Source organism: Methylobacterium sp. NPDC080182 (assembly GCF_050281105.1).
Classification (GTDB): domain Bacteria; phylum Pseudomonadota; class Alphaproteobacteria; order Rhizobiales; family Beijerinckiaceae; genus Methylobacterium.
This window is the reverse complement of sequence record NZ_JBNNWO010000010.1, coordinates 157,549-179,972: the sequence shown is the minus strand read 5'-3', so window position 1 is coordinate 179,972 and position 22,424 is coordinate 157,549. Positions and strand designations below refer to the sequence as shown.

Here is a 22,424-nt window from a genome sequence, read left to right as displayed (position 1 = left end):
CGCCTACGACATGATCGAAATGATCCAGATCGACGCGCAAAATCAGCGCGTGATGGCGCCGAAGCAGGGCTAGCCTATGGCCACCGTCATCGACAGCCTGATCGTCTCGCTGGGCCTCGACCCGTCTGGCTTCACCAAGGGACAGAAGGAAGCCGCCGCCTCCATCGCCAAGACGCGCGAGCAGGCGCAGAAGCACGGCGCGGGCATCGAGAAGAGCATGGACGGCGCGGCTGAGGCCGTGGACCGCCTCGCTCGCAACGCTCTCAAGCTGTTCGCGGTCTTCACAGCCGGCCGGGCGATCAAGGATTTCGTCGCTGACGTGACCTCGGCGGACGCGGCTCTCGGGCGGCTCGCCAAGTCGGTCGGCTCCACCCCCGACGTGATCTCGTCGCTCGGCAACGCGGTCGCACGCAACGGCGGCTCGGCCACTGCCGCGGCAGGCTCGTTTGAGCGGCTGGCCGACAGCATCAACGAGATCAAGGTCACCGGCAACTCGTCGATCCTGCCGTTCCTTTACCGGCTCCAGGGCCTGGGCGGGAAGCAGATCAACCTCAACAAGGAGCTGTCGGAGACGTTCGGCGATCTGGCTGAGAACGCCAAGAACATCGCCGACAAGTCGGGCGTACCCTTCGCCACCTATTTGCTGAAGCAGGCTGGAGTTGATCGCGATACCGCCGCCCTGCTGGTTAAAGGGCGTGAGGCTTACAACAAGGCGCTGGCCGAGAGCCGCCGGATCGGCATCGTCCGCAAAGAAGACACTGAGGCCGCCCAGAAGCTTGAGACCTCGCTGGAGAGCCTGCGGCAGACTTCAGAGGGTTTCGGTCGCACGATCCTGACGGCCATCACGCCGACCGTCACCGACCTCATTGAGCGGATGCGGGAGTGGGTCACCGCCAACCAGGATTGGATCAAGACCGAGATCGTCGCCAAGGTCCGCGAGTTTGCGGACTGGCTGAAGAGCATCGATTGGAACTCAATCCTTTCCGGGATCCGCGGGTTCATCAGAGGCGCCGACGACGCAGCCAAGGCGGTCGGTGGCTGGAAGGTCGTAGCAGAGGCGTTCTTCGCGCTCTGGGCCGCGAGCAAGATGGCGGCGCTGTTCGCCCCGCTGCTGCTGCAGATCGCTGGCGTGCGGCTCGCCCTGCTGGGCCTCGGTCCATTTGGCGCTGCGCTCCTTGGGCTTGGGGCGCTGGGTGGCGCTGCCGCACTCGCTACAGCGGATCAACTGCCGAAGGTTCTCGGACGCGACGGCGCTGCTGGTGTTGATCCGGCGACCGGAGGCGCCACCGAGCGCCCGACCATGGACCTGTATGGCCGCGAGGGTGGGGCCCGCCCTTGGCTGCGTCGGCAGTGGAACCGAACGAAGAGTTTCTTCGGTGGCGGCGACGGAGTGCATCGGCGCGCATCGCTGAAGCCGTATAGTGGGAAGTCTGGCGTCGGGAGCTGGTGGACGCCCGAGCGACAGCAGCATGCTATTGATCGGCTGAAGGCCGGCGGCGTGTCGGAGATTGGCGCGCGTGCGCTTGTCGCACGGTGGGCTGCTGTCGAAGCCCCTCAGGGTCCAGCATCCGTAAACCCGAAGAGCGGCGCCTTTGGCATCGGCCAGTGGCTCGGCTCGCGCAAGCCCGGTATCAACGGCAACACCGACTTTGACGCGCAGATCGACTATGCGCTGAAGGAGCTGAAAGGTCCCGAAGGGAAGGCGCTACGGCAGCTCAACAGTGCGCAGACCAATGCCGAGGCTGCTACGGGCGCTTCGATGTTTGAGCGCGCGGAGAACTATAACCCGAGGACCGGACAGGACGACTGGACCGGGAAGACGGCCGCCGCCATGGACAAGCTCGTCGGCGCAACGAAGCAGGCTGCGACGGGCGGCAAGGACGACGGCTCACCGGAGCCAACCGACGGCAAGGGCGTGAACGGCGACCTGATGCGAGTCATCAAGCGCGCTCAGGAGATCTCGGAGGTCAAGTTCCACGTTCACGAAGGACTGCGCTCCGTGGAAAGGCAAGCCGATATGGTGCGCCGAGGCTGGTCCAAGACTATGAACAGCAAGCACCTCACAGGCCGCGCCGTGGATCTGCGCGCCGATGGGGATCCCGCGGTTGGCAATCTTGACGCCGCGAAGTATGCCAAGATCAACGAGGCGATCGGCAAGGCGTCGAAGGAAGCCGGCGTGCCCGTCGAGTGGGGCGGCAACTGGAAGGGGTTCAAGGATATTCCCCACTTCCAGCTCCCGGACGACTACAAGTCGAACGCGGCGCCCTACGGCGGAGACCCGGCGAAGGTCTCGGCACTTCAGGCTCAGAAGGCCGGCGCAATGGCTGCGATTGATCAAGCCCGCGCGGCTCAGGCTGCCACGGTTTCGAACACGGCCAACGACAACCGCTCTACCTCCAGCGTCGAGAACAACATCGGGGCCATCCACATCCAGACGGCCGCGACCGACGCCAGTGGGATCGCCCGGGATATTAAGCCTGCGCTTCAGCGGCATGCCTTCGCGGCTGCTGCGAACTACGCGAGGGCCTGACTCCTACTCAGCGTGCGCCCGAAGCGACCGGGTGGTGCAGCGATGCCACTCAAAGTCGGCCCGGCCTTGCCCGCGCTTGCCGTAGCACCAACCGATCTTGTTAAGATCCTGGCCAATGTCGGTGCGACGATAGCAGGCGGCATCGGCATCGGGACTGCCCCGACACTCTTGGTCCGCCACATCATAAGCCGAGATCATCGACTTCACGTCTGGACTGATCTGCGACGAGGCAGAAGAGGCGAGCGCGCACAGCGCTACGGCAGCGAGCAACCGGTTCATCACAAAAAAATGGTTCGCGTCTTCGCGTCCGTCGAGGGGAACGGAACTGGAACGTGCCTGAACTCGTGAACGTCCCTGATGTCGACGGCGTCCCGGCGGTCGCTTTTGCGGGCGGCGTCGGTGCCGGCATTGCCCTCGTCGCCGCAGATGCTCTCGGCCTGCCGCTGTTCGGCTCCCTCGGCACGCAGTGGGGCATCTTCCGTCAGGGTCGCCCCGTCGTCGTCTGTGACAACGTCGCCGCGTTCGACCACAAGGCGGACTGGGCGATCTCAGATTATCCCGTCGAGGGCGGTCAGTTCGAGAGCTACAACAAGGTCACGATCCCCTACGATGTCCGGCTGGTGTTCACGGCCGGCGGCTCGGAAGCCAACCGCACGGCCCTCCTGAACAGCCTGCGCGGTATCGTCGGCGACCTAAATTTCTACGACGCGGTCAGCCCCGAGGCCGTCTACACGCCGGTCAATCTGGTCCACCTTGACTACCGGCGGACGGCGCAGAACGGCTTGGGCCTTCTCGTCGTCTCCGTCTGGTGCCGGCAGGTTCGGCAGGTCGCCTCCAGTCAGACGGGCGCGGCTGGCGGCGCGGATGCGAGTGGGACCGACACGCCGAGCGCGAATGGCGGCGTCGGTGAGACCGCCAGCCCCTCCGGGGCCGACCAGACGAACAGCGGAGCCGTTCAGGCGACCGATATCGGCTCGCAGCCCAACGCGACCGCCACCCTAACGCCGAGCGCCCCCAACACGGTAGCCACCGAACTGACGGGCACGAACGCGACGGCGACGACGCTCGGTGCTTCGGTCACGGCGACGCCTATTGAGGGCACGGTGATCGGTGCGACGCCGCAGGGAACTCCGCTTTCAGGTGCGACTGAGCTTTCCCCGTCCGTGACCGCGGCCGTTCCATATTCCTCCTCGACCATCAGCGGTCTGCAGGCTGCGGGACCGGATCAGTACAGCATGTTCGGGGTGTCGCCCTAAGCCATGCAGATCATCCCGATCCAGGCCGAGCCGAACCAAGCCATTACCGTCACGCTGGCCAATCAGGCGTGTCAGATCAACGTCTACCAGAAGGCCTACGGCTTGTTCGTGGACCTGTACGTCTCTAGCGTGCTGGTCATCGCCGGGACGCCGGCACTGGATCGCAATCTGCTGGTGCGGTCGACCTATCTCGGCTTTGCCGGCGATCTGGTCTTCATCGACACGCAGGGAACCGACGACCCGACGTACGCCGGCCTTGGGACGCGATTTCAGCTTGCCTACGTCGAAGCGAGCGAGCTGGCCGCCGCATGAGCTTCAAGGCCAAGCACCTCGACTTCACGCTGACCCTGAAGAACGGCAACTTCGGCAAGGGCGGCAACACCGCTCAGATCGCCGGCCACCGCGCGACGGTCGACATCGTCAAGCCCGGCGGCTCCGACATGGGGCAGATGGAGGCAGCTATCTACGGCCTGCCACTGTCGCTGATGAACCAGCTCACCACGCTGGGGACCCAGGTCAACCTGATGGACAAGAACACCGTAGTGGTGAAGGCCTACGAGGATGGCCAACAGCCCACGGTGGTGTTCCAAGGCACGATCAGCCTCGCCTATGCCGACATGCGCGGCATGCCTCAGGTCTGCTTCCGGATCTCGGCCCACGCTGGCCTGTACGAGGCGGGGGCTCCCAACGAGCCGATCAGCGTGAAGGGCTCGGCCGACGTCGCCAAGACCATGGAGCAGGCCGCCAAACAGGTCGGGCTTCAGTTTGAAAACAACGGCGTCGATGCCAAGGTAATGAACCCGTACCTGCCGGGGAACCCACGCTCGCAGATGAAGGCGCTGGCGCAGATGGCCGGCATCGGGTGGGTGATCGACAACGGCACGCTCGCCATCTGGCCCGCGGGCAAGTCGCGGAAGGGCGAGGCGCCCGTGATCCAGCCGCCCGAGATGGTCGGCTACCCTGCCTTTACTCAGTCGGGCGTTGAGGTGACGACGCTGTTCAACCCGCAGGTCAAGTACGCCGGGACCATTGAGGTGAAGAGCGCGATCAAGCCGGCCTGCGGGAAGTGGACCATTATCTCGATAGCGATGGCGCTGGACGCTGAGATCCCGAACGGCCGCTGGTTTCAGGTTCTCTCGACGACGTCGGTAGGCGTGCAGGGTCGGCCATGAGCGGCGGCGCAAGCAATAGCGACAGCATCGTCGGCCAGAACCCGATTACGGGTTCGACGTCGCAGTACAATCAGCACGACACCCAGATCGACCAGATCATGGGCGAGAAGCGGTTTCACTTCATCGCCAAGGTCGTGAAGGTCTACAACCGTAACAGCCTCACCAAGCCCTGCACGGTCGATATCCAGCCCGTCGTGAAGATGACGGACGGTGCCGGCAAGGCGACTTCGCACGGCACGATCTACGGCGTTCCAGTCCCGCGCAATCAGTCCGGCGACAGCGTCATCGTCAACGACCCGAACGTCGGCGACACTGCCACCTTCTCGGTTCTGGATCGGGACCACTCCTCGTCGCAGGCCAACGATTGGAAGGAAGCCAATCCGGGCTCAAATCGCCGGTCCAATATGTCGGATGCGGTGTTCGGGAAGGTGCTCCCGCGCGAGGCGCAGGAGGTAAAGCAGTTCATCCGGTTCGACGATGCCGACGGCGGCGGCGGGATGACCATCCAGGACCGCAACGGCAACAAGCTCGTGTCAAACCAGTCCGACGGCTGGAACCTCAACGGCGTGAAGATCGACAAGAACGGCAAGCTGACCGCGCCCGGCGACATCGTGGCGGGGCAGGGTGGCTCGGATCAGGTCTCCCTGCAAAGCCATATTCACGGTACCAGCCCCGCGCCAAATCCAGGGACGTAGCCGATGGCCTCCACGCTGCTTCTGGACCAATCCGGCTGGGACCTCGCCCTCGACGTGTCGGGAAACATCGCCGTCGCCACCGAGCCCTACGCGCAAGCGCAGGATGCCGCCTCATCCATGCGGACTTTCGCGGGCGAGGTTTGGTACGACAGGAGCCGCGGTGTTCCCTATTGGGAGCAGATCCTCGGCCACTACCCGCCGGTCTCGCTGATGCGGACGTACCTTGAGGGCGCGGCTCTTCTTGTCCCGGGCATCGTCAAGGCCCGCGCCTTCTTCACCGGCTTTGCGGATCGCCGCCTCACGGGTCAGGTGCAGATCCAGGATGCGTCTGGCCAGGTCTCAGCGACGGGCTTCTGAGGTAGCATGACATCCTCAAGCGTTCCGGCGCCCACCTTCGGGACGGGCGGCTTCATCGCGCCCTTAGAGAGCGACATCCTCGCCGGGCGCATTGCGGACTTCCAGAAGGTCTTCGGGGGCAATCTCAATCCGGATCTGGTAAGCCCGCAAGGCCAGCTCGCGATGTCCGACACCGCCATCATCGGGGCGGTGATGGACATGTTCCTGTTCTACACCTCACAGGTGGACCCGGCCTTCTCGCAGGGCCGCATGCAGGACGGCATCGGGCGCATCTACTTCATCGAGCGCAACCCCGCGCAGCCGACCACCGTTCAATGCACGGTCATCGGCGCTCAGGGTGTGACGATCCCGTATGGCGCCCTCGCGCAGGATGCCTCCGGCAACACCTATATCTGCACGCAGCCCGGCACGTTCGACGCCACCGGCACGATGACGCTGACGTTCGCCAATCAGGCAGTCGGCCCCATCCCGTGCCCGGCCGGCACGCTGACGACGATCTATCAGGCGATCCCCGGCTGGGACACGATCACGAACCCGGCCGATGGCGTACCTGGCACGCTCGTGGAAAGCCGCACGGCCTTTGAGGCGCGGCGTCGCCTCGCGGTGGCTCAGAACTCTCTGGGCTCCATCCCGTCCGTTCTCGGCGCCGTGCTGAACGTGGATGGCGTCACCGATGCCTTCGTGACCGAGAACAGCGCGAACAGCCCGCAGGTCATCGGTGGCGTGTCACTGGCCCCGAATAGCCTCTATGTCGCCGTGACAGGCGGCGCGGCCGCGGATATCGCCCGAGCGATTTGGACCCGCAAGGCGCCTGGCACCACCCTGAACGGCAACACGTCCGTTCAGATCCAAGACACGCAGAGCGGCTACGTCCTGCCGTACCCGACCTATTCGGTCAGCTTCACCCGGCCGAGCGCTACCAGCGTCTACTTCTCGGTCATCCTCGCCAACAGCGCGGGCGTGCCGGCCGATGCCGCGATCCAGGTGCAGAACGCCATCATCGCCGCCTTCGCCGGCCTCGACGGTGGCCCTAGGGCACGCATCGCCAGCACGGTGTTCGCCTCACGCTTCTACCCAACCGTTGCCGCTCTCGGGAGTTGGGCGAAGATCGTCGAGATCAAGATCGGGTCGATCAACACGCCGTCGGCCAGCTTCGTCGGATCCATCTCTGGGAACGTGCTTACCGTCGCCTCGGTGACGAGCGGTGCTCTCGCGGTGGGGCAGGTCATCGACGACGCGACCGGCGCCCTTGTTGAGGGGACATCCATCATCGCGCTCGGCACCGGTACGGGCGGCGCCGGCACCTACACGGTCTCCTCCAGCCAGACGGTCGGCACCGAGGCGATGATCGCTGCCGTCGCCAGCCAAGATCGGGTGCAGATGAACCTGAACCAGATCCCGACCGTCTCGGCCTCCGACATCACGGTCACGCTGGCGTAGCGCATGAGCGGAGACGTCAACAACTGGCCGTACCCGGAACCGCCGGGTGCGGGGTCCAACGCTGTCGGCATCGGTGCGATCGGCGTTGCTCCCCTAGGGACGCTGCCGGCGTTCGACTGGCGAGAGACGATCCTCAATCAGTACGCCAACAGCGACCGCATTGTGGGGCTGATTGAGACGTTCTTCGACGCCCTGGACCAGACTGAGAACTTTGACGCATTCCATGACAACATCTGGAACCTGAACACCGCCGCCGGATACGGTTTGGATATCTGGGGACGCATCGTCGGCGTTAACCGGGTCCTGCAAATCGTCAATGTCGGGTGGTTCGGGTTCGTCGAGGCGCTGCCGGGATCGTTGCCCTTCGGTGATGCGCAGTTCGCGGGGTACACCCCCTCGCTTGGCTTCTCAGAGGCCGCGGATCAATCATCCTTCGGCAGCGGCACGTTCGCCTTCACGAAGCTGTTCCAAGGCGTCAACCCGGATAGTGGCGCTGGCGCCTTCTATCCTGGCGGTCAGCTCACCAGCAACTACACGCTCTCCGATGAGCAATACCGCCGCCTGATCTACGCCAAGGCCAGAGCCAACATCGCGGACGGCTCAATCCCGACGCTCAACAAGATCCTGCTGAGCATCTATCCGGGGCGTGGCAACGTCTATGTCCAAGAGGGCATGGCTCCGACGTTCTTCGGCTTCTCTGAGGCCGGCAATACCGCCCCATTCGGTCAGGCCGCTTTTTACAACGGTCAGACTATTCCGACGATGCAATACCAGATCGTGTTCCGGTTCCAGCCGACGCCGATCGATCTCGCCATCGTCCAGAACTCCGGCGTGCTGCCCAAACCTACGGGCGTCGCCTCCTCCATCTCCATCCAAGCTTGAGCCGAGAGCGATGCAGGCAAATCAAATCCCGGCGAAATTCCCCGTGCCGTGGGGCAATTCCGCTGGAAATGGCTACATCCGCAACATCCCGACTGCGTCGCAGCAGGGGATCACGGCTGGCGCGGCATCGCTAGCGGACGGGTTCCCGCCGATCTGTTTCACGGCGGTCGGATCTGGCGGCATCCCGCCGTCCGGGCAGGACTTCAACGGCATTCTTGCTCAGATCACGGCGTGGAACCGCTGGCAGGCCGCTGGTGGTACGGTCCCATACGATAGCACGTTCTCAACAGCGGTCAGCGGCTATCCCGTCGGGGCCATCCTTCAGTCGACGACTGCGGGCCTACTGTGGCTCAACACGGCGGATGGGAACACAACCAACCCTGACGGGACCAATCCGACGGGGTGGATCGCGATCCTGACCAGCTCAAGCGCGAGCGCTCAGACCGGCGCGCAGGCGGCAAAATCGCCCTTCAACACGGTTCCCTTGCCGACAAATCAGAGGACATCGGTGAGCAACGCTCAGGGGGCAGGAGTATTATACACCGTTGTCCCAGGTCTAAGCTTTGTCAAAAGAAGCCCAACTTCCGTTCTTCGTATTCAGGGCAGCTTTTACGTTCACAGCCCGGTAATTCCCGGGCAAGGGAACGGCGCCGTGACGGTCAGGGCAATAGTTACCTCAGCAGGCAGCGGGGCGACGTTCTATGATGACAAGATCAACAACTCAACATTTCTTGTGAGCGGCGGCGGCGCGGCCGGTTCCGGGGGAAACTCGCCGAGATTTCGGATCTCTGGTATCCCAGCAGGAGCCTGCACTTTATCGATAGCGTTTAAGCGCGATGATAACCTTGCTTGGAGTGCAATATTCGGAGCGAATGGGTCGGATCTTTCGGGGCTGCCGACGCCCAATCCGTCTCTGTTTGACATTGACGAAGTGGAGCCGACCTGATGCAACGCATCGATGCGACCCAGTACGGCAATGAAGCTGCACTCCATGCCCTGGGCGCGATCTCTCTTTTTGAGGTTCGCGACCCCAAAACGAATGCGCTCGTCAGCTACGATGTGGCGCCGGACGTGGACCTAAAAGGGTATGACGCCGCTGCGGCGGAAGCGTCCAAGCCGCCAGTGCCGGCTTCCGTTAGCAAGGCTCAGGCCAAGATCCAGCTTCTGCGCACGCCCGGATCTGCCTTGGGCAAGACGCTCCTCGATGACGTCACCGCGGCCGTTCAGGCGGCAAGCGGCGAGGTCGCGATCTGGTTTGCCGATGCCCAGGCTTGGGAGCGGTCGAACCCCTACGTCGCCAGCCTGAGCAAGACCCTGAAGCTGACGTCGGCTCAAGTCGACGAGCTATTCGTCGAAGCGGCCAAGATCGCGGCGTGACCATCATGATGAAGCGACTAGCCGCTGTCCTCGGCGCGGCGCTGCTGGCGGCTGCCCCCAGCGGGGCTCTGGCGCAGTCGTCACCCAACTTCAGCTACGGGCAGGTTCCGACCGCGAAGCAGTGGAACGACGCGTTTTCCTCCAAGCAGGATCGGCTGACGTTCGCGCCGCTCAATCCTGCCGGCGGGACGATGCAGGGCAAGCTGCAGACTGCCCCGTCCACCGTGAACGCGGCGGGCCTGACGCTGCAGCCGGGCACGTCGCCATCCGTCCCAGCCAATGGCGACATCTGGACGACCAGCGTCGGCCTCTATAGCCGCGTGGGTGGTAGGACGCTCGCGTTGCCGGGACTGGACCAGAGCACTGGCGCTTTGCTGGTCCCGGGCGGCCCCACCCTCGGCACCTACCAAAGCGGCCAGTTCACTTCTCAGCCGTATGCCCTCCAGATTGGCGCTGGTGGCGCGACAGGGCCTGTCGGTGGGGCGAGCGTTACGCTGCCGAGCGGAGCGGCCGTCAGTCTCACAGCCCTCGCCAATCCCACGACCAGCCCGCTCGTTTCCAAGTTCCGGGCGATTGTCGCAACCTATGACGATTTTGCCAGTGTAGGCGATGGGCTTCCTTGGGCCGCCAGCGCCGATGTGTGCCCAGCTATCAACGCAGCTTTCGCCTATCTGATCGGAGCCGGTGGCGGCACTTTCGTCCCCCCTCCTGGCGTCGCTAATTGTGCAACGCCCTTGCGCGGCTCCAACCTCTCCAAGGTCAAGGTCGCCGGCCAGGGCTCGGGCGCCTTCGGCATCGCCGGCACCGAATTGAAGTGGACCGGCGCGGTCGGCGCCATCATGCTCGACCTGCGGGCCACTACTCCGCAGGTTCCGGTGACCGCTGTCGGCCTGCAGGACTTCACCCTGAACGCTAACGGCCGTGCCAAAACGGGCCTCTACGTGCGCGGGCTGAAGAACTCAAAGATCGACATCATGGTTCGGAACAGCACCGGTCCGGGCGTTGATATCGACGTGGACGAGGCCAAGGGCCCACTCGTAACGGGTCAGCTTACCGGCACTGTGTGGTCATCGTACACGGTCGGCTCCGGTGGGACGAATGGCACTTACACCAACGTCCCCCTAGTCAGTGCTGCCGGCGCAGATAGCGGGGGCGCCACGGCCGACGTGACGATCGCGGGCGGCTCAGTCTCGAACATCGTGATCAAGGCTGGCGGGCACGATTATGTTCTGAATGAAGCACTCTCGATCGCCCCCGCCAGCATCGGCGGCACGACCGGCGTCACAATCATAGTCGGAAACTGCGGCAACGCCTCTACCTCGTTCTTAGACACTTCACAGAACGAATGGAAGCTGCGGGTCACCCAACAGGGCACGCCGAGCCTTGCTGCGAAAGGCGTGGTGATTGGGGCCGGCTCACCGTGGCTTGATACAAATTCAAGTCAGTGGCTTAATGTCCTTACCCTGACGCAACAGGGAACCGGGTTTGAGGTTGGCAACGCAGACACGAATGAGTTCATCTTTACCCGTGCCGATCGCGACGGAAGCACTGGCATAGCGGTTGATCTGCTGGGGGGGCGCTGGGGTTTGCCCTCATCCAGCCGTGCCAATCGCTTCGGCACCATGTCAGCGACAGCCGGTCTCGTCGCTCGCGGCGGCGCACAGCCTAGCACGCGCAACGTCGTGGCGAAGTACAACACTGAGAGTGGCGAAACCTTCCCGTCCTGGGAGCCCGGCGCTACGATTAACGTCACCGATGATCAGGGCTACCCGATCGGGAACACCGGCTTCACCGTCAATCAGGTTCGAACCGCCTACACGCCGACCGTTGCCCGAGGGACAACCGCTGCCACTACTGCGACCGCGAGCGCAGACTATCGTCGCTTCGGGCGCGAAATCCTTGGCATCCGGCTGACTGTGCAGGTCACGGGCGGAACGGGGTACATCAAGGCATCGCTCCCCTGCACCCCCTACCGCAATACGACCCTGTCCGGCTACGACGCCGCGACTGGGTTCAGCGTGCAAGGCCGCATTGGCTCAGGTGATCCGTCTGCCTACATCTACAATTACGACGGCTCGACCCCGCAAAGCGCCAATTCGCAGACGATCCTGACCGGCGATCTTGAATGCGCGAACTAGGCGCCCGGCATCACGTGCGTCCTATCGTTTAGAGCAGGCAAATGGCGATCATCGCTAGCAGCCCCGACGCCTGTCGTCGTCTCACCTTATTCTCGAACTGAGTGCGGGAATGGCCCTCGTCTATCTGCTGCCGACAGGCAGCACTGCGACCACATTAGGAGGGGGCGACAATGGCTCGTTTTCAATCGACAGCGGCACGGGTGTCATCTCTCGCGCCGGCACTCTGACGGCCGGCACCACCTACAACGTCGCGTATCTAGTCTACGACACCGCTACCGGGCTCATCTCCGGCCGCAAGGACACGATCAGCGTGACGGCCGCGGTCAACGCAACCACGGGCGTTCTCGGCGACGGCGACAGCATCATGCGCGGGTACGGGCTGCCCAGCCCGACGACCCAGAACATGCTGGCGCAGTTCTCTTCGATCAGCGGGTTGCCGATCTTCAACAGCGGCAGCGACGGCGACACGCTCGCCAATATCAACTCGTCGTGGGGATCGTCCGGGAACGCCGGGCGCTACAGCGCCGGCAGCCTGAACACGTACCTGCTGGAAGGCGGCGGCGCGGATCTCCGGGCCGGCACCAGCGATGCGACCTGCCGCACGAACTGCCAGGGGATCATCGCGCAGGCCAAGGCCGCGGGCTTCATCTGCTTCGTCTCGACGGTGCTCCCTCAGGGCACGGCCTCTGCCGGCTGGACCTCGGCCGCCGACGCGCAGCGGGTCTCCTACAACACGTGGCTCAAGGCGAACTACGCCAGTTTCGCTGACGGCATCGTGGATCTGGCCGGGGTTCCAGAGGCCACCGATCCGAACAGCACCACCTACTATCAGGACGGCATCCACCCGACTGCCGCGCTCGCCACGATCCTAGGGCAGGCCATCGCCACGGCTGTCACAGGAGCGGCCCCGGCCCCGCAAAGCCTGAGCCTCGCCGCAACGGAAGCGATCGACACCGCAGCTATCAACGCCGCTGGCTTGATAGCGCAGGCTATGAGCCTTGCTGCGACGGAGCGGGTTGATACCGCCGCGGTGTCTGCGAGCGTCGCATCAGCGGGCGGCGCAACCACCGTCCAATGGAACGCGGCCGACAAGGACCCGTCCGTCACCAAGACCTCGGCGACGCGCGTGGATCGCGCCTCGACCGCCGGATCGACCAACGGAACGATCCGCTGCGATACGTCCAAATCGTCGGGCCGACGCTACGTCGAATGGAAGGTCGAGGCTACCTCGTCCAACAACCAGGGGCTGCTGGTCGGTTTCGCGCTAGGCACCGAGCCGGTCAGTAATTACCTTGGTCAGACCAACAAGTCGGTCGGCATGTGGTCCAACGGATCATCCGTCCTGTACAACGCGGGACCGAACAATACCGGGTTAGGCAACTTCGCTGTCGGCGACATCCTCAGCGCCGACCTCAACATCGACGCCGGCACGGTGCGGTTCGCGAAGAACAGCGCCTGGGGCTCAGTCGTCAATGTCGCGGCGATGACCACGGCTGGCCCGATCTTCGTCGGCGCGACCATGCTCAACGTCTCGCCCCTGACTGGTACGACCGCAAACTTCGGCGACTCGGCCTTCGTCTATACGCCGCCGTCCGGCGCTGTAGCCTGGAACGCTTAAGGACGGCGGGTCGACATGAAGACCTACGCCCTTTCCAATAAGGCGATCCCGGCCACAGCAACCACAGTCGGGACGGTCCAGCCGACAACGACGGATGCGCAGAGCTATCAGCTCACGCGCCAGAGTGCCCCCGCAAATTACTCGACCGCGGCAGCTTCGCCCACCGTCACGACCGCTCAGACGGGGGCGACGGCCACACTAGCGGCGACGGAAGCTCTGGACGCCGCCGCGCTCTCGACTGCGGCCGGCACGACCCTCAGCCTAGGAGCCACCGAGGCGCCCGATGCCGCTTCGGTGGCGATCGGCAACATCAGCGCCGTCACGATGGCGGCAGCGGAAGGCCCGGACGTCGCGGCCATAGCCGCCGCGACCAATGTCAGCGCTGCGCTCGGCGCCACGGAGAACCCCGACACCGCCGCGATCTCGGGCGGGGGCATCAGCCAGGCTTCGCTGGCCGCCACAGAGGCGCGCGATGCGGCTGCGGCAGTCGTCGCCGCGGCAAGCCTCGTCGCTCTCTCTGCGACCGAGGCCTCCGACACCATCGCCGTAGCGCTCGCCGGGCAACTCACGGTCGCAGTCGCAGCGCAGGAAGCGGCAGATGGAGCCGCGGTCTCTGCCGTCATCGGCACGACAGCGGCCATGACCTCCTCGGAGGCTCGGGACGGAGCCCAGGTCGTCGGTGTCGCCGCGTTCATGGCGGCTCTGAACACGGGCGAGCCGATCGACATGGCGGCCGCCGCGGTCGGCCTCGGCGACATCGTCACGCTCTATGCCGCGCTGGCGGCGAGCGAAGCCACGGACGCGGCTGCCGTCGCCTCTCGCGTTTATCCGGTCCCGGATGTCGCCCTGACCGGCCAGTTCCCCAGCCCGATCACTCAGGCCGGGGCCTTTCCTGCGTCCATCGCCCTTACCGGACGCCTACCCCACTAGGAGCAAACGATGGCGGTCAGTTACATCACCGCTGCGGCGACGCAGCGGCTTCAGGTCGTGGCCGATGGCATGCAGGGCAAGACCTACGCGGCCTCGACCGGCACGGCGTCGGCTCCGAGCCTCGTGATCGGCACCTCGTCGTTCGTGAACACTCAGGGCACCGCCAGCGTAACCAGTTCGACCACGGGCGTGCTGGCGATCATCCCGCTTCCGACCGGCGGCATCTCGGTGTCTGGCCGTACCCTGACGCTGATCTCGTCCGCTCAGAGCGCGACGGCGTCCGGCTCGGGGACGGCCGCCAACGCCGCAATCATCACCAACGCCGGCACGATCCACACGGGCGGCCTGACGGTCGGGACCTCGGGCACGGACGTCGTCATTGGCGCGACCGCCATCTCATCGGGCCAGCAGGTCACGGTCTCCTCGGCCACCATCAATCACCCGGCTTGAGGGAAGGTCTCAGTTCATGGCGGGCGGCTGGCGGCCAGCATCTTCAACGGCAGGCGTTCGGCAGGACGTCGTCGCGTTTCCGCTCGGCGACGCAAAGGACTTCGCGATCGATGTCCCAGGCAAGGATCTGACCGGTTGGGACGCTCAGTGGCTTTTGGGTGTGCCCCCGAACCCCGCGTTCCTCGGCCTGCTGAGCACGAGTTACACGCCGCCGAACATCGCGGTGATGAAGGCCACAGGTGCGAACCTCAACATCGTGACGGTGGACGGGGGCTCCAGCCTTCGGTTCTCGCTGACCTACTCGGACACCATCGGGCTCCAGCCTCGCCCCTATTGGCAACAGGCAATCGTGATCGACCCGATGGGCAATCCCTACACCGTTGCGGAGGGGCCCGTGAACCTGACCCCATCGCTGAGAGCGGTGCAGTTTGCTGCTGCGGATCCGATGCCGCTCTCCATCCCAGCGCAGGACAGCTTCGCCGTCTGGCAGGGCGACGACACACCCCCGAAGACCTGGGGGTACGGCCTCGACAGCGCCCCGACCGACCTGACCGGGTCGACCTTCGTTCTGACCGTGACGGGCGCGAGCACGCCGATCTCGGTGCGCTCGGATGACGGCTCCAACGCTCTGCCCATCAACCTCGCCACCGGCACGGTGCAGTGGAACTACACCAAGGCGCAGAGCGCGAGCATCCCGCCGAGCGGCGCGACCTACCAGTTGCGGCGCCTCATCAACGGGACGACGCAGCTTTGGGCGCACGGTAGCGTCGTGGGGCTGACGCCGTGAGCGGTGGGCCGTACCAGCCGCCGAACCTGCGGGGCAACGCGCCGTTCGCCGTGCCGGTGCTGCGGGTGCCGTCGCCGGTCGCCCCGGCTATGGTTCGATCCGTGGCTCTGGGTCCGATCGGGCCGGCGGGGCAGAAAGGCGATCTTGGCCCTCAGGGCGCGCCGGGTGACTATGGCTCGATCAGGTACGACGAGGTCAACGCGACCCCGATCACACTGACACCGGGTGTGCCGGCCGCATTCACGCTGGCGGCGCCCGTCACCAACACTGACAGCCTGCGCGGGCCCTTCGCAGGGTTCGTGTTCCTGTCTCCCGATGGGAGCACTCTGAACGCCCGTGCCAGCGGCGACAGCTATCTGATCCGGGCCAGGGGATCGGTGCTGACCTCCATCGCCGGGGGATCCTTCACGACGGACCTCGTGATCCCGACCGTGAGCGGTCCCAGTTCCACGCGGCCGCGGACCCTGATGAAGGCGGCCGGTACGCCAGATCTCGTCGACGAGCTGTTCCAGGCCTTTCCGGGCAAGGGCTTCCTCGACAACGGCGCCACCATCATGGTCACCTCGACGGTGCCGGCCGTTCTGACCCCTCAGACGCTTTTCGTGACGCCACTCAGCGCGGTCTAGCGGCAATGCCCACCGTCTTCTTCGATACCAATGCCCTCTACATCGCGGGCTATCGGGACTCGTTCACGGCCGGCAGCCTGACGGCAGACGTGACGCCGATCGGCATCGGGATCCGGGTCCTGCACGGGTCCGAATACCTCGTGAACGACAAGTGGGTGAACTACACGCACGAGGACGGGTCAGGGTTCGCTTCGGCGGATGACCTGATGGCCTACCTCACCGCGCAGTTCGCAATGCGGCGGCCTGTGGGCGAGATCTTCGGCGTTCCGGTGGTAGCGGGGACCGATCTCATCCAAGGCCAGCCAGTGGCCGTTTCTCGCGCTTCTGGGCAACTTCTGCCGGCAAGGGCCGACACCTACACGCTGGCCTTCGTCGCAGGCGTCGCCTCGGCCGACACCGCGCAGGGCTTCGCGAGCCAACCCGCGCACGGCGCGATCACCCTGCCGGACTGGTCCGCCCTGACAGGCGCGATCTCGCTGAACGTCGGCGAACTGTACTTCGTCGGCCCTGAAGGCGGCCTGACCGCTTCGCCGCGCCTCGACACGCAGTGCGTGGCCCGCGTCGGCCTCGCGACGTCCCCGCAGACCCTCGTGGTTGAGCCCTCTACACCCATCATTCTCTGAGGAGACAAGCATGGTTCAGCGCAAGCCGCTCGTCATCGGTGACGATGGCCTCCCGCAGCAGCTCCAGTCGGGCGACAGCATCTCGGCGCCGACCAACGCGCCGTCGCTGCGCAGCGCGTCCAACGGTGAGACCGCGACCGCCCTCCCGTTCGGCACGCCGGTCTACGCCTCGTCGGGCACGGCGGTGAAGCGCGGCCAGGCGAACGCCAAGGCCACGTCGAAGCTGATCGGCCTCGTGTACGATGCGTCGATCGCAGCTGGCGCCAACGGCAGCGTGGCGCAGGGCGGCATCCTGACAGGCTCAACGGCTCAGTGGGATGCGGTCGCCGGCACCTCCGGCGGGCTCGCTTTCGGGACCTTCTACTTCCTCGACGCGACCAATCCCGGCAAGCTGACAGCGACGGCGCCGACCACGACTGGGCAGGTCAACGTCTGCGTCGGCTCGGCCCTGTCGGCGACCGAGCTTGAAGTCGACATCGAAGTCCCGATCCTGCTCTGAGGCTTAAGCGATGGTGCTTCGCAAGCCTGTCGTCATCGGCGGGGATGGGCTGCCGCAGCAGCTCCAGGCCGGGGATACGATCAGCGGCCCTCACGCCAAGTTCACGGGCACGACTTCGACGGCCTTCGCCATCGCGCTCGGCGGCACGCAGACGATGACGCTGACTGTCACGCCCGTCGTGGCCGGTGACGTCCTAGCGGCCGGTGAGGATGTCACGATCCAGCCGAATTCCGCGCTCCCTCAAGGCATCAACATCGCGTGGCACTATGTGCCGGCGCAGAACCAAGTAGCGATCGGCTTCACGTCAGGCTCGCTGATCAATGTGTCTCAGTCGATCTCGTGGCGAGTTACCGCCCACCGTTAGAGCCTCCAGGCCGCCGCACTTCCTAACTTCAGGACCCCTCATGCATCGCATCCTCGCGGCGCTGGCGCTCGCCTGCGCGCTCTCCACCCCTGCCTATGCCGCCAGCGACGGCACCGAGCCCGATCCGGTGCTCACGCCGGGCGCTGTGAGGACGACATCGAAAGCTGAGATCTGCGGCACGAAGACCAGCACCGTCCGTCACGTCACGGGATCGGAGAAGCTGGCCGTCTTCCGCCGCTACGGCATGGTGGGCCCCTCGGCGACCTTCCCCGGCACCAACCTGCAGGGCCCTTGGGAGATCGACCACGTCATCAGCTTGGAGTTGGGCGGGTCGAACGACATCACCAATCTCTGGCCAGAGTCATACAACCAGCCGATGGGCGCGCACCAGAAGGACGCGCTGGAGAACCGGCTCCACAAGTTGATCTGCGCCGGCCGGATCTCGGTCGAGGAAGCGCAGCATGCCATCGCGACCGACTGGGTTGCGGCCTACGCCAAGTACGTCGGCGCCCCGTGATGTGCCGCTCCCTCTTCGTCCCGATCCTCGCGCGCCTGCGCAGCATCGGCGGCAGAAGCCGACGCATGGAGCATCAGCTCTATCGCGTCTCCGACCAACTCACCCGCATGGAGAAGATCATGTCCGACACCAAGAGCGCGCTGCTCGCCAAGCTGGAGTCCCTTGAGGCCCAGGTGAACGCCTACACCACCGACCGGGGCAACGAGCTTGCGGCTGCCGTCGCTGCGGCCCGCGCTGCTCAGCAGAAGGAGGACAAGGCTGCCTCTGACGCCGAACTGGCCGACGCGCTCGCCAAGATCGACGAGATCGGCAAGGGCCTCGTGACCTTCACGCCCTCGGGCAACTGAGGCCGGTGGCGATGGATCGCGCGCTCTACACGGTTTCGCGGAACGGCGTGCTGTTCATCGCCAACCGCGAGGCCTTGGTGCTCACTGCTTATTCCGATGGGCCCCACCCCTCCATCGGGTTCGGATCCAACAGCCCGGCGCTGCGCGTCGGCGACACGATCACCGTTCCCGACGCCTTCCGGCTGCTCAGGAAGGACATCGCCTCGCGCGAGCCCGGCCTCAACAAGCGGATCCGCGTGCCGCTTGAGCAGCACCAGTACGACGCCCTGTTCAGCCTGCACTACCAGTCAGGCAACCGCTACATGCCCGTCGATCCCCGCGAGGCCGGCGACGAGCGCCCTGACATCCTGCGTCTGCTCAACGCCGGCCGGCTGAACGACGCCGCGGCGGCATGGCCCGACTGCGATGCAAACCTCGCCGGCCAGCGCCAAGAAGGTCTGCGCAAGCGGCGGATCCTCGAGCAGGCGGTCTTCCTGCGCGGCGACTACGGGCAGCTCGACCCGCTGCCGTACTGGCCGGGCGATCCGCGCACGACGAAGCGCCAAGCCTATCACCTCCGACCCGAGGATTTGCCGTGAGCGACACCGATCACGATGCCCACGACGGCTGCCTCTGCGGCTGCGATCACTCCGAGCACGAAGCGACCCCGGACCACGAGCTTCCGGCTGCCCAGGGCGGCGTTCAGGGCGACAAGAAGCCTCGTCGACCGAAGGCTGACCGCACCCGCGTGGAGGACTGAGCATGCCGAACGCGACATGGCTCGCTGACGTGCTCCGCGCCGCCGGCCTCAAGGTTGCCGAGCAGCCTGGCTGGAAGACCCGCGGGCATGGCGCCATGGGCACCGTGAAGGGCGTCCTGTGCCATCACACGGCGGGGCCTGCCGCTGGTAACATGCCGAGCCTCGGCGTTGTCACCAATGGCCGTCCCGATCTGGCTGGGCCCCTGTGCAACATCGCCCTCGGCCGCGACGGGACATGCTACGTCGTCGCTGCGGGGAGGGCTTACCACGCAGGCGCCGGCTCCTGGCACGGCGTTACGGCCGGCAACTCCGAGCTGATCGGCGTAGAGGCCGAGAACACGGGTGTCGGCGAGCCGTGGCCAAGCGTGCAGCTCGACGCCTACGTGCGGCTCTGCGCGGCTGTCCTGAAGCACGTCGGCGCCGATCCGATCATGGCCGTGGCGCACCGGGAATATTGCCTCCCCAAGGGTCGCAAGATCGACCCCGCCGGCATCGACATGGATGCCTTCCGGCTTCAGGTTGCGGCGACCATGAACGGCGGCATCGTCCGCCCGCCTATCCCGAAGGCCGATGCCCAGAAGCGCCGGACCCTCCGTCGTGGCGACAAGGGCGATGACGTGGCAGCCCTGCAGAAGGTCGTCGGCGTCAAGAGCGACGGCAGCTATGGCCCGGCCACCGAGGCGGCTGTGCGGGCTTGGCAGCGTGCTCACGGGCTGGTGGCGGATGGGATCGCTGGTCCCGCCGTATGGGCATCGATCGACGCCATGAAGGCCGCGGCGTGAACCACGGCGCGCCGCCTCCAGGGTTAGAGGCGTTCTGCTGGACGATAGGTCTCGGATCCCTGCTCCTGGCCGTCTGCCTGCTGGCCTATGCCGCGCTGAGCTACTGACCAACTCATGCAAAAATTGCACAGGTTGCGCCTAACCCACTGATTTCATTCCGTTACGGGGTAACCCGTTTCGGCATTTGCGTCCGTGCCGGCGGCTCCGGCTCCCCACACAAAGAGACTACCATGAACCGCATCGTTCTCGCGGCGCTCGCGCTCGTCTGCGCCTGCGTGCCCGCGCTCGCCGCCGAGGTCGTCAAGACCTCCGTTGATCTGCCCTGGGGCGACTGGATCACAGCCGTTCTGCAGCCGGTGTCGGCGGTCCTCGTACCGCTCGCTGCCGCTGCCGTCACCGCTGGCGTCGCTAAGGTGTCGCCGTGGGCCGCTCTGTTCCTGTCTCGGCAGCGCGTGCAGTCTGCGATCCAGGCCGGTGCTGACTATGGCGTCAATGCCGTGGCTGGCGCCGTGAAGGGCAAGACGCTCACCGTACCCGTCGGCTCTGCCGTGATCGCCGAGGGCGTCCAGCACGTCGTGAACACCACCCCCGCGCGCGTGGTCGACAAGGCCGGTGGCGCCGAGGGTATCGCCAAGATGATCTTCCGCGCGCTTCCGCTGGACGAGCACGCCAGCGTCAAGACCGTCCTGCAGCCGGCGATCAACGACCTGACCCAGCGCGGTCTGATCGCCAAGTAGCCTGATCCAAGCCGCCGTCGCCCGGCAATAGGCGATGCAGCGGGGGGTCGAACGCCATGCGTGGTGGCCCGACGTCCGTCCCCCCTGACCACAACCAACGCGATGAGGACCGCGCCAGCCATGGCTGATTGCACCCTGTGTCAGAACACCATCCTGCGGCAAGCCTGAACGATGCTCATTACGGAGGCCTTCGCTCAGACGGCGGAGGCGACCAAGGCGGCCGTCGATGCCGCCGACATCCTTTTCCAGTACAAGGTGCTCGGTGTCGTCTGCGCGCTGCTGGTCGTAGCCGTCGTCGGGCTGTTCTGGCTGCTGGTCCGTTCTTGGGAGCGCACCGGCAAGCTCACGGAACTGGCGACCGGCGAGGTGTCCGCTCAGAAGACCGCCACCCTGGCCCTCACGGCAACGCTGGAGCGCATGCAGGCCGCCCAGGCGGCGGCAGCCGATGCCCTACGAGAACAAGCTCACGAGACCGCAAAAGAGATCAGCGAAACGCGCCACGCGGTCGCCAACCACCATGCGGGGGTCAATGCCGTCGTCAATCTCCTCGTTCGTCATGATCGGGGGGCTGCATGATCGGGAGGTGGCTCATGTCATGGCTCTATCCGACGCGCATCAAGGCGAAACTGGAGCGGTTTGAGGCTGCCATCGCCGAGAGCGTCGAAGCCCACGAGCAGGCCCAGAAGGTCGCCAGCGATGTCGCTGCCTCGACCATTGAGGACCGGAAGAAGATCGAAGCCACCCGCCGTGAGATCCGCCGCCGCAGCGATCAACGGCTCGAACGACAGCGGCACCGCGCCGATCAGGAGCCGGGACTCGCCGCTGCCATAGATGCCCTGAAGCTCTTGGAGCGTCGACATTGACCCTTTCCGCTCGCTTCCGACGAAGCCTGACGCTCTGGGTAGGATTGGCCCTGGCGCTGTCGTATTGGCTGGTGGCGCCGTTCCTGCCGACGAACCTTCAGACCGAGTGGCTTCGGGTCTTCATGATCGTGTTCAGCGCCACCGCGATCATCGCGTGGTTTCCGGCGTTCCGAGAGATCGTTCTACGGCCGTCGCCTGTGTCCGCTCAGCAGAGCGTCACGGGGCAGGTGATGTTCCTTACCGGAGTGTGCGGGAGTGCGATCTGGCTGCTGCTCTGGCGCATGGCCGGGCAGCCGTCGTGGATGGTCAATTCCGACCTAAATGGTTGGTTCCTCTGGGTCATTTCACTCGGATGCGGCTACTCGCTGATCGCTCCGAAGGACATGGCGAAGGAGCCGCCGCGCGCCCGATGGGGCAGGGTGGCCTGGGCCTTCGGGATCAGCCTCGTGCTCGGCTACGGGATCATCCACTTGCGGCCGGACATCCATCCGCTCGTGGACTGGCTGAAGCACCGGGTGTCAGAGGTCGGGACCAGCCCGGCCCACTCTGCGACGATGCCGGGGCCTCTGTAGGCCCAAGGCGCCTCTGACAATCTTCGGTCATTCGTCATTCGGGGTTGATGGCTGAGAAGCGGGCTTGATGCCCGCTTCGTCGTTTGGGGTTGATCAGGCGTCGCCCCAACTCTGTCGGGCGGT

29 protein-coding genes are annotated in these 22,424 nt (G+C 65.4%); 28 read left to right on the top strand and 1 reads right to left on the bottom strand.

The genetic code is table 11. The features are described 5' to 3' along the window. Positions 1–76: 76 nt before the first annotated feature. Positions 77–2,530, top strand: a complete 2,454-nt coding sequence (locus ACQKQD_RS18695) for a phage tail tip lysozyme (protein ID WP_427509186.1) — start codon at positions 77–79, stop codon at positions 2,528–2,530. Between the two features lie 3 nt (positions 2,531–2,533). On the opposite strand, the gene ACQKQD_RS18690 is transcribed toward ACQKQD_RS18695, so the two are convergent. Continuing rightward, on the bottom strand, positions 2,534–2,809 hold the full coding sequence (locus ACQKQD_RS18690; RefSeq protein WP_427509185.1) for a hypothetical protein: 276 nt from the start codon (positions 2,807–2,809) through the stop codon (positions 2,534–2,536). Positions 2,810–2,862: 53 nt separating this feature from the next. Between ACQKQD_RS18690 and ACQKQD_RS18685 the strand changes: the two genes are divergently transcribed. From ACQKQD_RS18685 to ACQKQD_RS18555, 27 genes are all read left to right on the top strand, one after another. Next, positions 2,863–3,786: a hypothetical protein gene (locus ACQKQD_RS18685; protein WP_427509184.1), complete on the top strand. Its 924-nt coding sequence runs from the start codon at positions 2,863–2,865 to the stop codon at positions 3,784–3,786. A 3-nt stretch (positions 3,787–3,789) separates the two neighbouring features. Then, positions 3,790–4,098 (top strand): phage baseplate plug family protein, encoded by a 309-nt coding sequence (locus tag ACQKQD_RS18680; protein WP_427509183.1) that lies wholly within the window; start codon positions 3,790–3,792, stop codon positions 4,096–4,098. After that, positions 4,095–4,958, top strand: a complete 864-nt coding sequence (locus ACQKQD_RS18675; protein ID WP_427509182.1) for a baseplate hub protein — start codon at positions 4,095–4,097, stop codon at positions 4,956–4,958. Before ACQKQD_RS18680 ends, ACQKQD_RS18675 begins: the two co-directional genes overlap by 4 nt. Next, complete coding sequence (locus tag ACQKQD_RS18670; RefSeq protein ID WP_427509181.1) at positions 4,955–5,653, top strand: hypothetical protein; 699 nt, start codon at positions 4,955–4,957, stop codon at positions 5,651–5,653. The genes ACQKQD_RS18675 and ACQKQD_RS18670 overlap by 4 nt, the downstream gene beginning before the upstream one ends. Before the next feature lie 3 nt (positions 5,654–5,656). Then, entirely contained in the window at positions 5,657–6,010 is a 354-nt protein-coding gene (locus ACQKQD_RS18665) for a hypothetical protein (protein WP_427509180.1), read from the top strand. Between the two features lie 6 nt (positions 6,011–6,016). Then, the gene (locus ACQKQD_RS18660) at positions 6,017–7,450 is read left to right on the top strand and encodes a baseplate J/gp47 family protein (RefSeq protein WP_427509179.1); all 1,434 of its coding nucleotides are present in this window, start codon (positions 6,017–6,019) and stop codon (positions 7,448–7,450) included. A 3-nt stretch (positions 7,451–7,453) separates the two neighbouring features. Beyond that, positions 7,454–8,332 (top strand): DUF2612 domain-containing protein, encoded by an 879-nt coding sequence (locus ACQKQD_RS18655; protein ID WP_427509178.1) that lies wholly within the window; start codon positions 7,454–7,456, stop codon positions 8,330–8,332. A 10-nt stretch (positions 8,333–8,342) separates the two neighbouring features. Next, positions 8,343–9,278 (top strand): hypothetical protein, encoded by a 936-nt coding sequence (locus tag ACQKQD_RS18650; RefSeq protein ID WP_427509177.1) that lies wholly within the window; start codon positions 8,343–8,345, stop codon positions 9,276–9,278. Beyond that, complete coding sequence (locus tag ACQKQD_RS18645) at positions 9,278–9,709, top strand: hypothetical protein (RefSeq protein WP_427509176.1); 432 nt, start codon at positions 9,278–9,280, stop codon at positions 9,707–9,709. Before ACQKQD_RS18650 ends, ACQKQD_RS18645 begins: the two co-directional genes overlap by 1 nt. Continuing rightward, positions 9,706–11,847, top strand: coding sequence for a hypothetical protein (locus tag ACQKQD_RS18640; RefSeq protein WP_427509175.1), 2,142 nt, complete (start codon positions 9,706–9,708; stop codon positions 11,845–11,847). The genes ACQKQD_RS18645 and ACQKQD_RS18640 overlap by 4 nt, the downstream gene beginning before the upstream one ends. 109 nt (positions 11,848–11,956) lie before the next feature. Continuing rightward, complete coding sequence (locus ACQKQD_RS18635; RefSeq protein ID WP_427509174.1) at positions 11,957–13,465, top strand: GDSL-type esterase/lipase family protein; 1,509 nt, start codon at positions 11,957–11,959, stop codon at positions 13,463–13,465. 15 nt (positions 13,466–13,480) lie between these two features. After that, complete coding sequence (locus ACQKQD_RS18630; protein WP_427509173.1) at positions 13,481–14,395, top strand: hypothetical protein; 915 nt, start codon at positions 13,481–13,483, stop codon at positions 14,393–14,395. A gap of 9 nt (positions 14,396–14,404) precedes the next feature. Beyond that, a complete protein-coding gene (locus ACQKQD_RS18625; protein ID WP_427509172.1) occupies positions 14,405–14,845 on the top strand; it encodes a hypothetical protein in 441 nt (146 codons plus the stop codon). Positions 14,846–14,861: 16 nt separating this feature from the next. Beyond that, the gene (locus ACQKQD_RS18620; RefSeq protein WP_427509171.1) at positions 14,862–15,632 is read left to right on the top strand and encodes a hypothetical protein; all 771 of its coding nucleotides are present in this window, start codon (positions 14,862–14,864) and stop codon (positions 15,630–15,632) included. After that, positions 15,629–16,258, top strand: coding sequence for a hypothetical protein (locus ACQKQD_RS18615; RefSeq protein WP_427509170.1), 630 nt, complete (start codon positions 15,629–15,631; stop codon positions 16,256–16,258). Before ACQKQD_RS18620 ends, ACQKQD_RS18615 begins: the two co-directional genes overlap by 4 nt. 5 nt (positions 16,259–16,263) lie before the next feature. Further along, entirely contained in the window at positions 16,264–16,881 is a 618-nt protein-coding gene (locus tag ACQKQD_RS18610; protein WP_427509169.1) for a hypothetical protein, read from the top strand. A gap of 10 nt (positions 16,882–16,891) precedes the next feature. Next, positions 16,892–17,380, top strand: coding sequence for a hypothetical protein (locus ACQKQD_RS18605; RefSeq protein WP_427509168.1), 489 nt, complete (start codon positions 16,892–16,894; stop codon positions 17,378–17,380). 10 nt (positions 17,381–17,390) lie between these two features. After that, positions 17,391–17,744, top strand: a complete 354-nt coding sequence (locus ACQKQD_RS18600) for a hypothetical protein (protein WP_427509167.1) — start codon at positions 17,391–17,393, stop codon at positions 17,742–17,744. A gap of 40 nt (positions 17,745–17,784) precedes the next feature. Next, complete coding sequence (locus ACQKQD_RS18595) at positions 17,785–18,261, top strand: HNH endonuclease signature motif containing protein (protein WP_427509166.1); 477 nt, start codon at positions 17,785–17,787, stop codon at positions 18,259–18,261. Next, positions 18,261–18,608 (top strand): hypothetical protein, encoded by a 348-nt coding sequence (locus ACQKQD_RS18590; RefSeq protein WP_427509165.1) that lies wholly within the window; start codon positions 18,261–18,263, stop codon positions 18,606–18,608. The genes ACQKQD_RS18595 and ACQKQD_RS18590 overlap by 1 nt, the downstream gene beginning before the upstream one ends. Positions 18,609–18,619: 11 nt before the next feature. After that, a complete protein-coding gene (locus tag ACQKQD_RS18585) occupies positions 18,620–19,186 on the top strand; it encodes a lysozyme (protein WP_427509164.1) in 567 nt (188 codons plus the stop codon). Next, positions 19,183–19,347, top strand: coding sequence for a hypothetical protein (locus ACQKQD_RS18580; RefSeq protein WP_427509163.1), 165 nt, complete (start codon positions 19,183–19,185; stop codon positions 19,345–19,347). Before ACQKQD_RS18585 ends, ACQKQD_RS18580 begins: the two co-directional genes overlap by 4 nt. A 2-nt stretch (positions 19,348–19,349) precedes the next feature. Beyond that, on the top strand, positions 19,350–20,129 hold the full coding sequence (locus ACQKQD_RS18575; protein WP_427509162.1) for a peptidoglycan recognition protein family protein: 780 nt from the start codon (positions 19,350–19,352) through the stop codon (positions 20,127–20,129). 230 nt (positions 20,130–20,359) lie between these two features. Continuing rightward, on the top strand, positions 20,360–20,866 hold the full coding sequence (locus tag ACQKQD_RS18570) for a hypothetical protein (protein WP_427509161.1): 507 nt from the start codon (positions 20,360–20,362) through the stop codon (positions 20,864–20,866). Between the two features lie 171 nt (positions 20,867–21,037). After that, positions 21,038–21,442: a hypothetical protein gene (locus tag ACQKQD_RS18565; RefSeq protein ID WP_427509160.1), complete on the top strand. Its 405-nt coding sequence runs from the start codon at positions 21,038–21,040 to the stop codon at positions 21,440–21,442. Between the two features lie 14 nt (positions 21,443–21,456). After that, positions 21,457–21,729: a hypothetical protein gene (locus ACQKQD_RS18560; RefSeq protein WP_427509159.1), complete on the top strand. Its 273-nt coding sequence runs from the start codon at positions 21,457–21,459 to the stop codon at positions 21,727–21,729. After that, complete coding sequence (locus tag ACQKQD_RS18555) at positions 21,726–22,301, top strand: hypothetical protein (RefSeq protein WP_427509158.1); 576 nt, start codon at positions 21,726–21,728, stop codon at positions 22,299–22,301. The genes ACQKQD_RS18560 and ACQKQD_RS18555 overlap by 4 nt, the downstream gene beginning before the upstream one ends. Positions 22,302–22,424 lie beyond the last annotated feature (123 nt).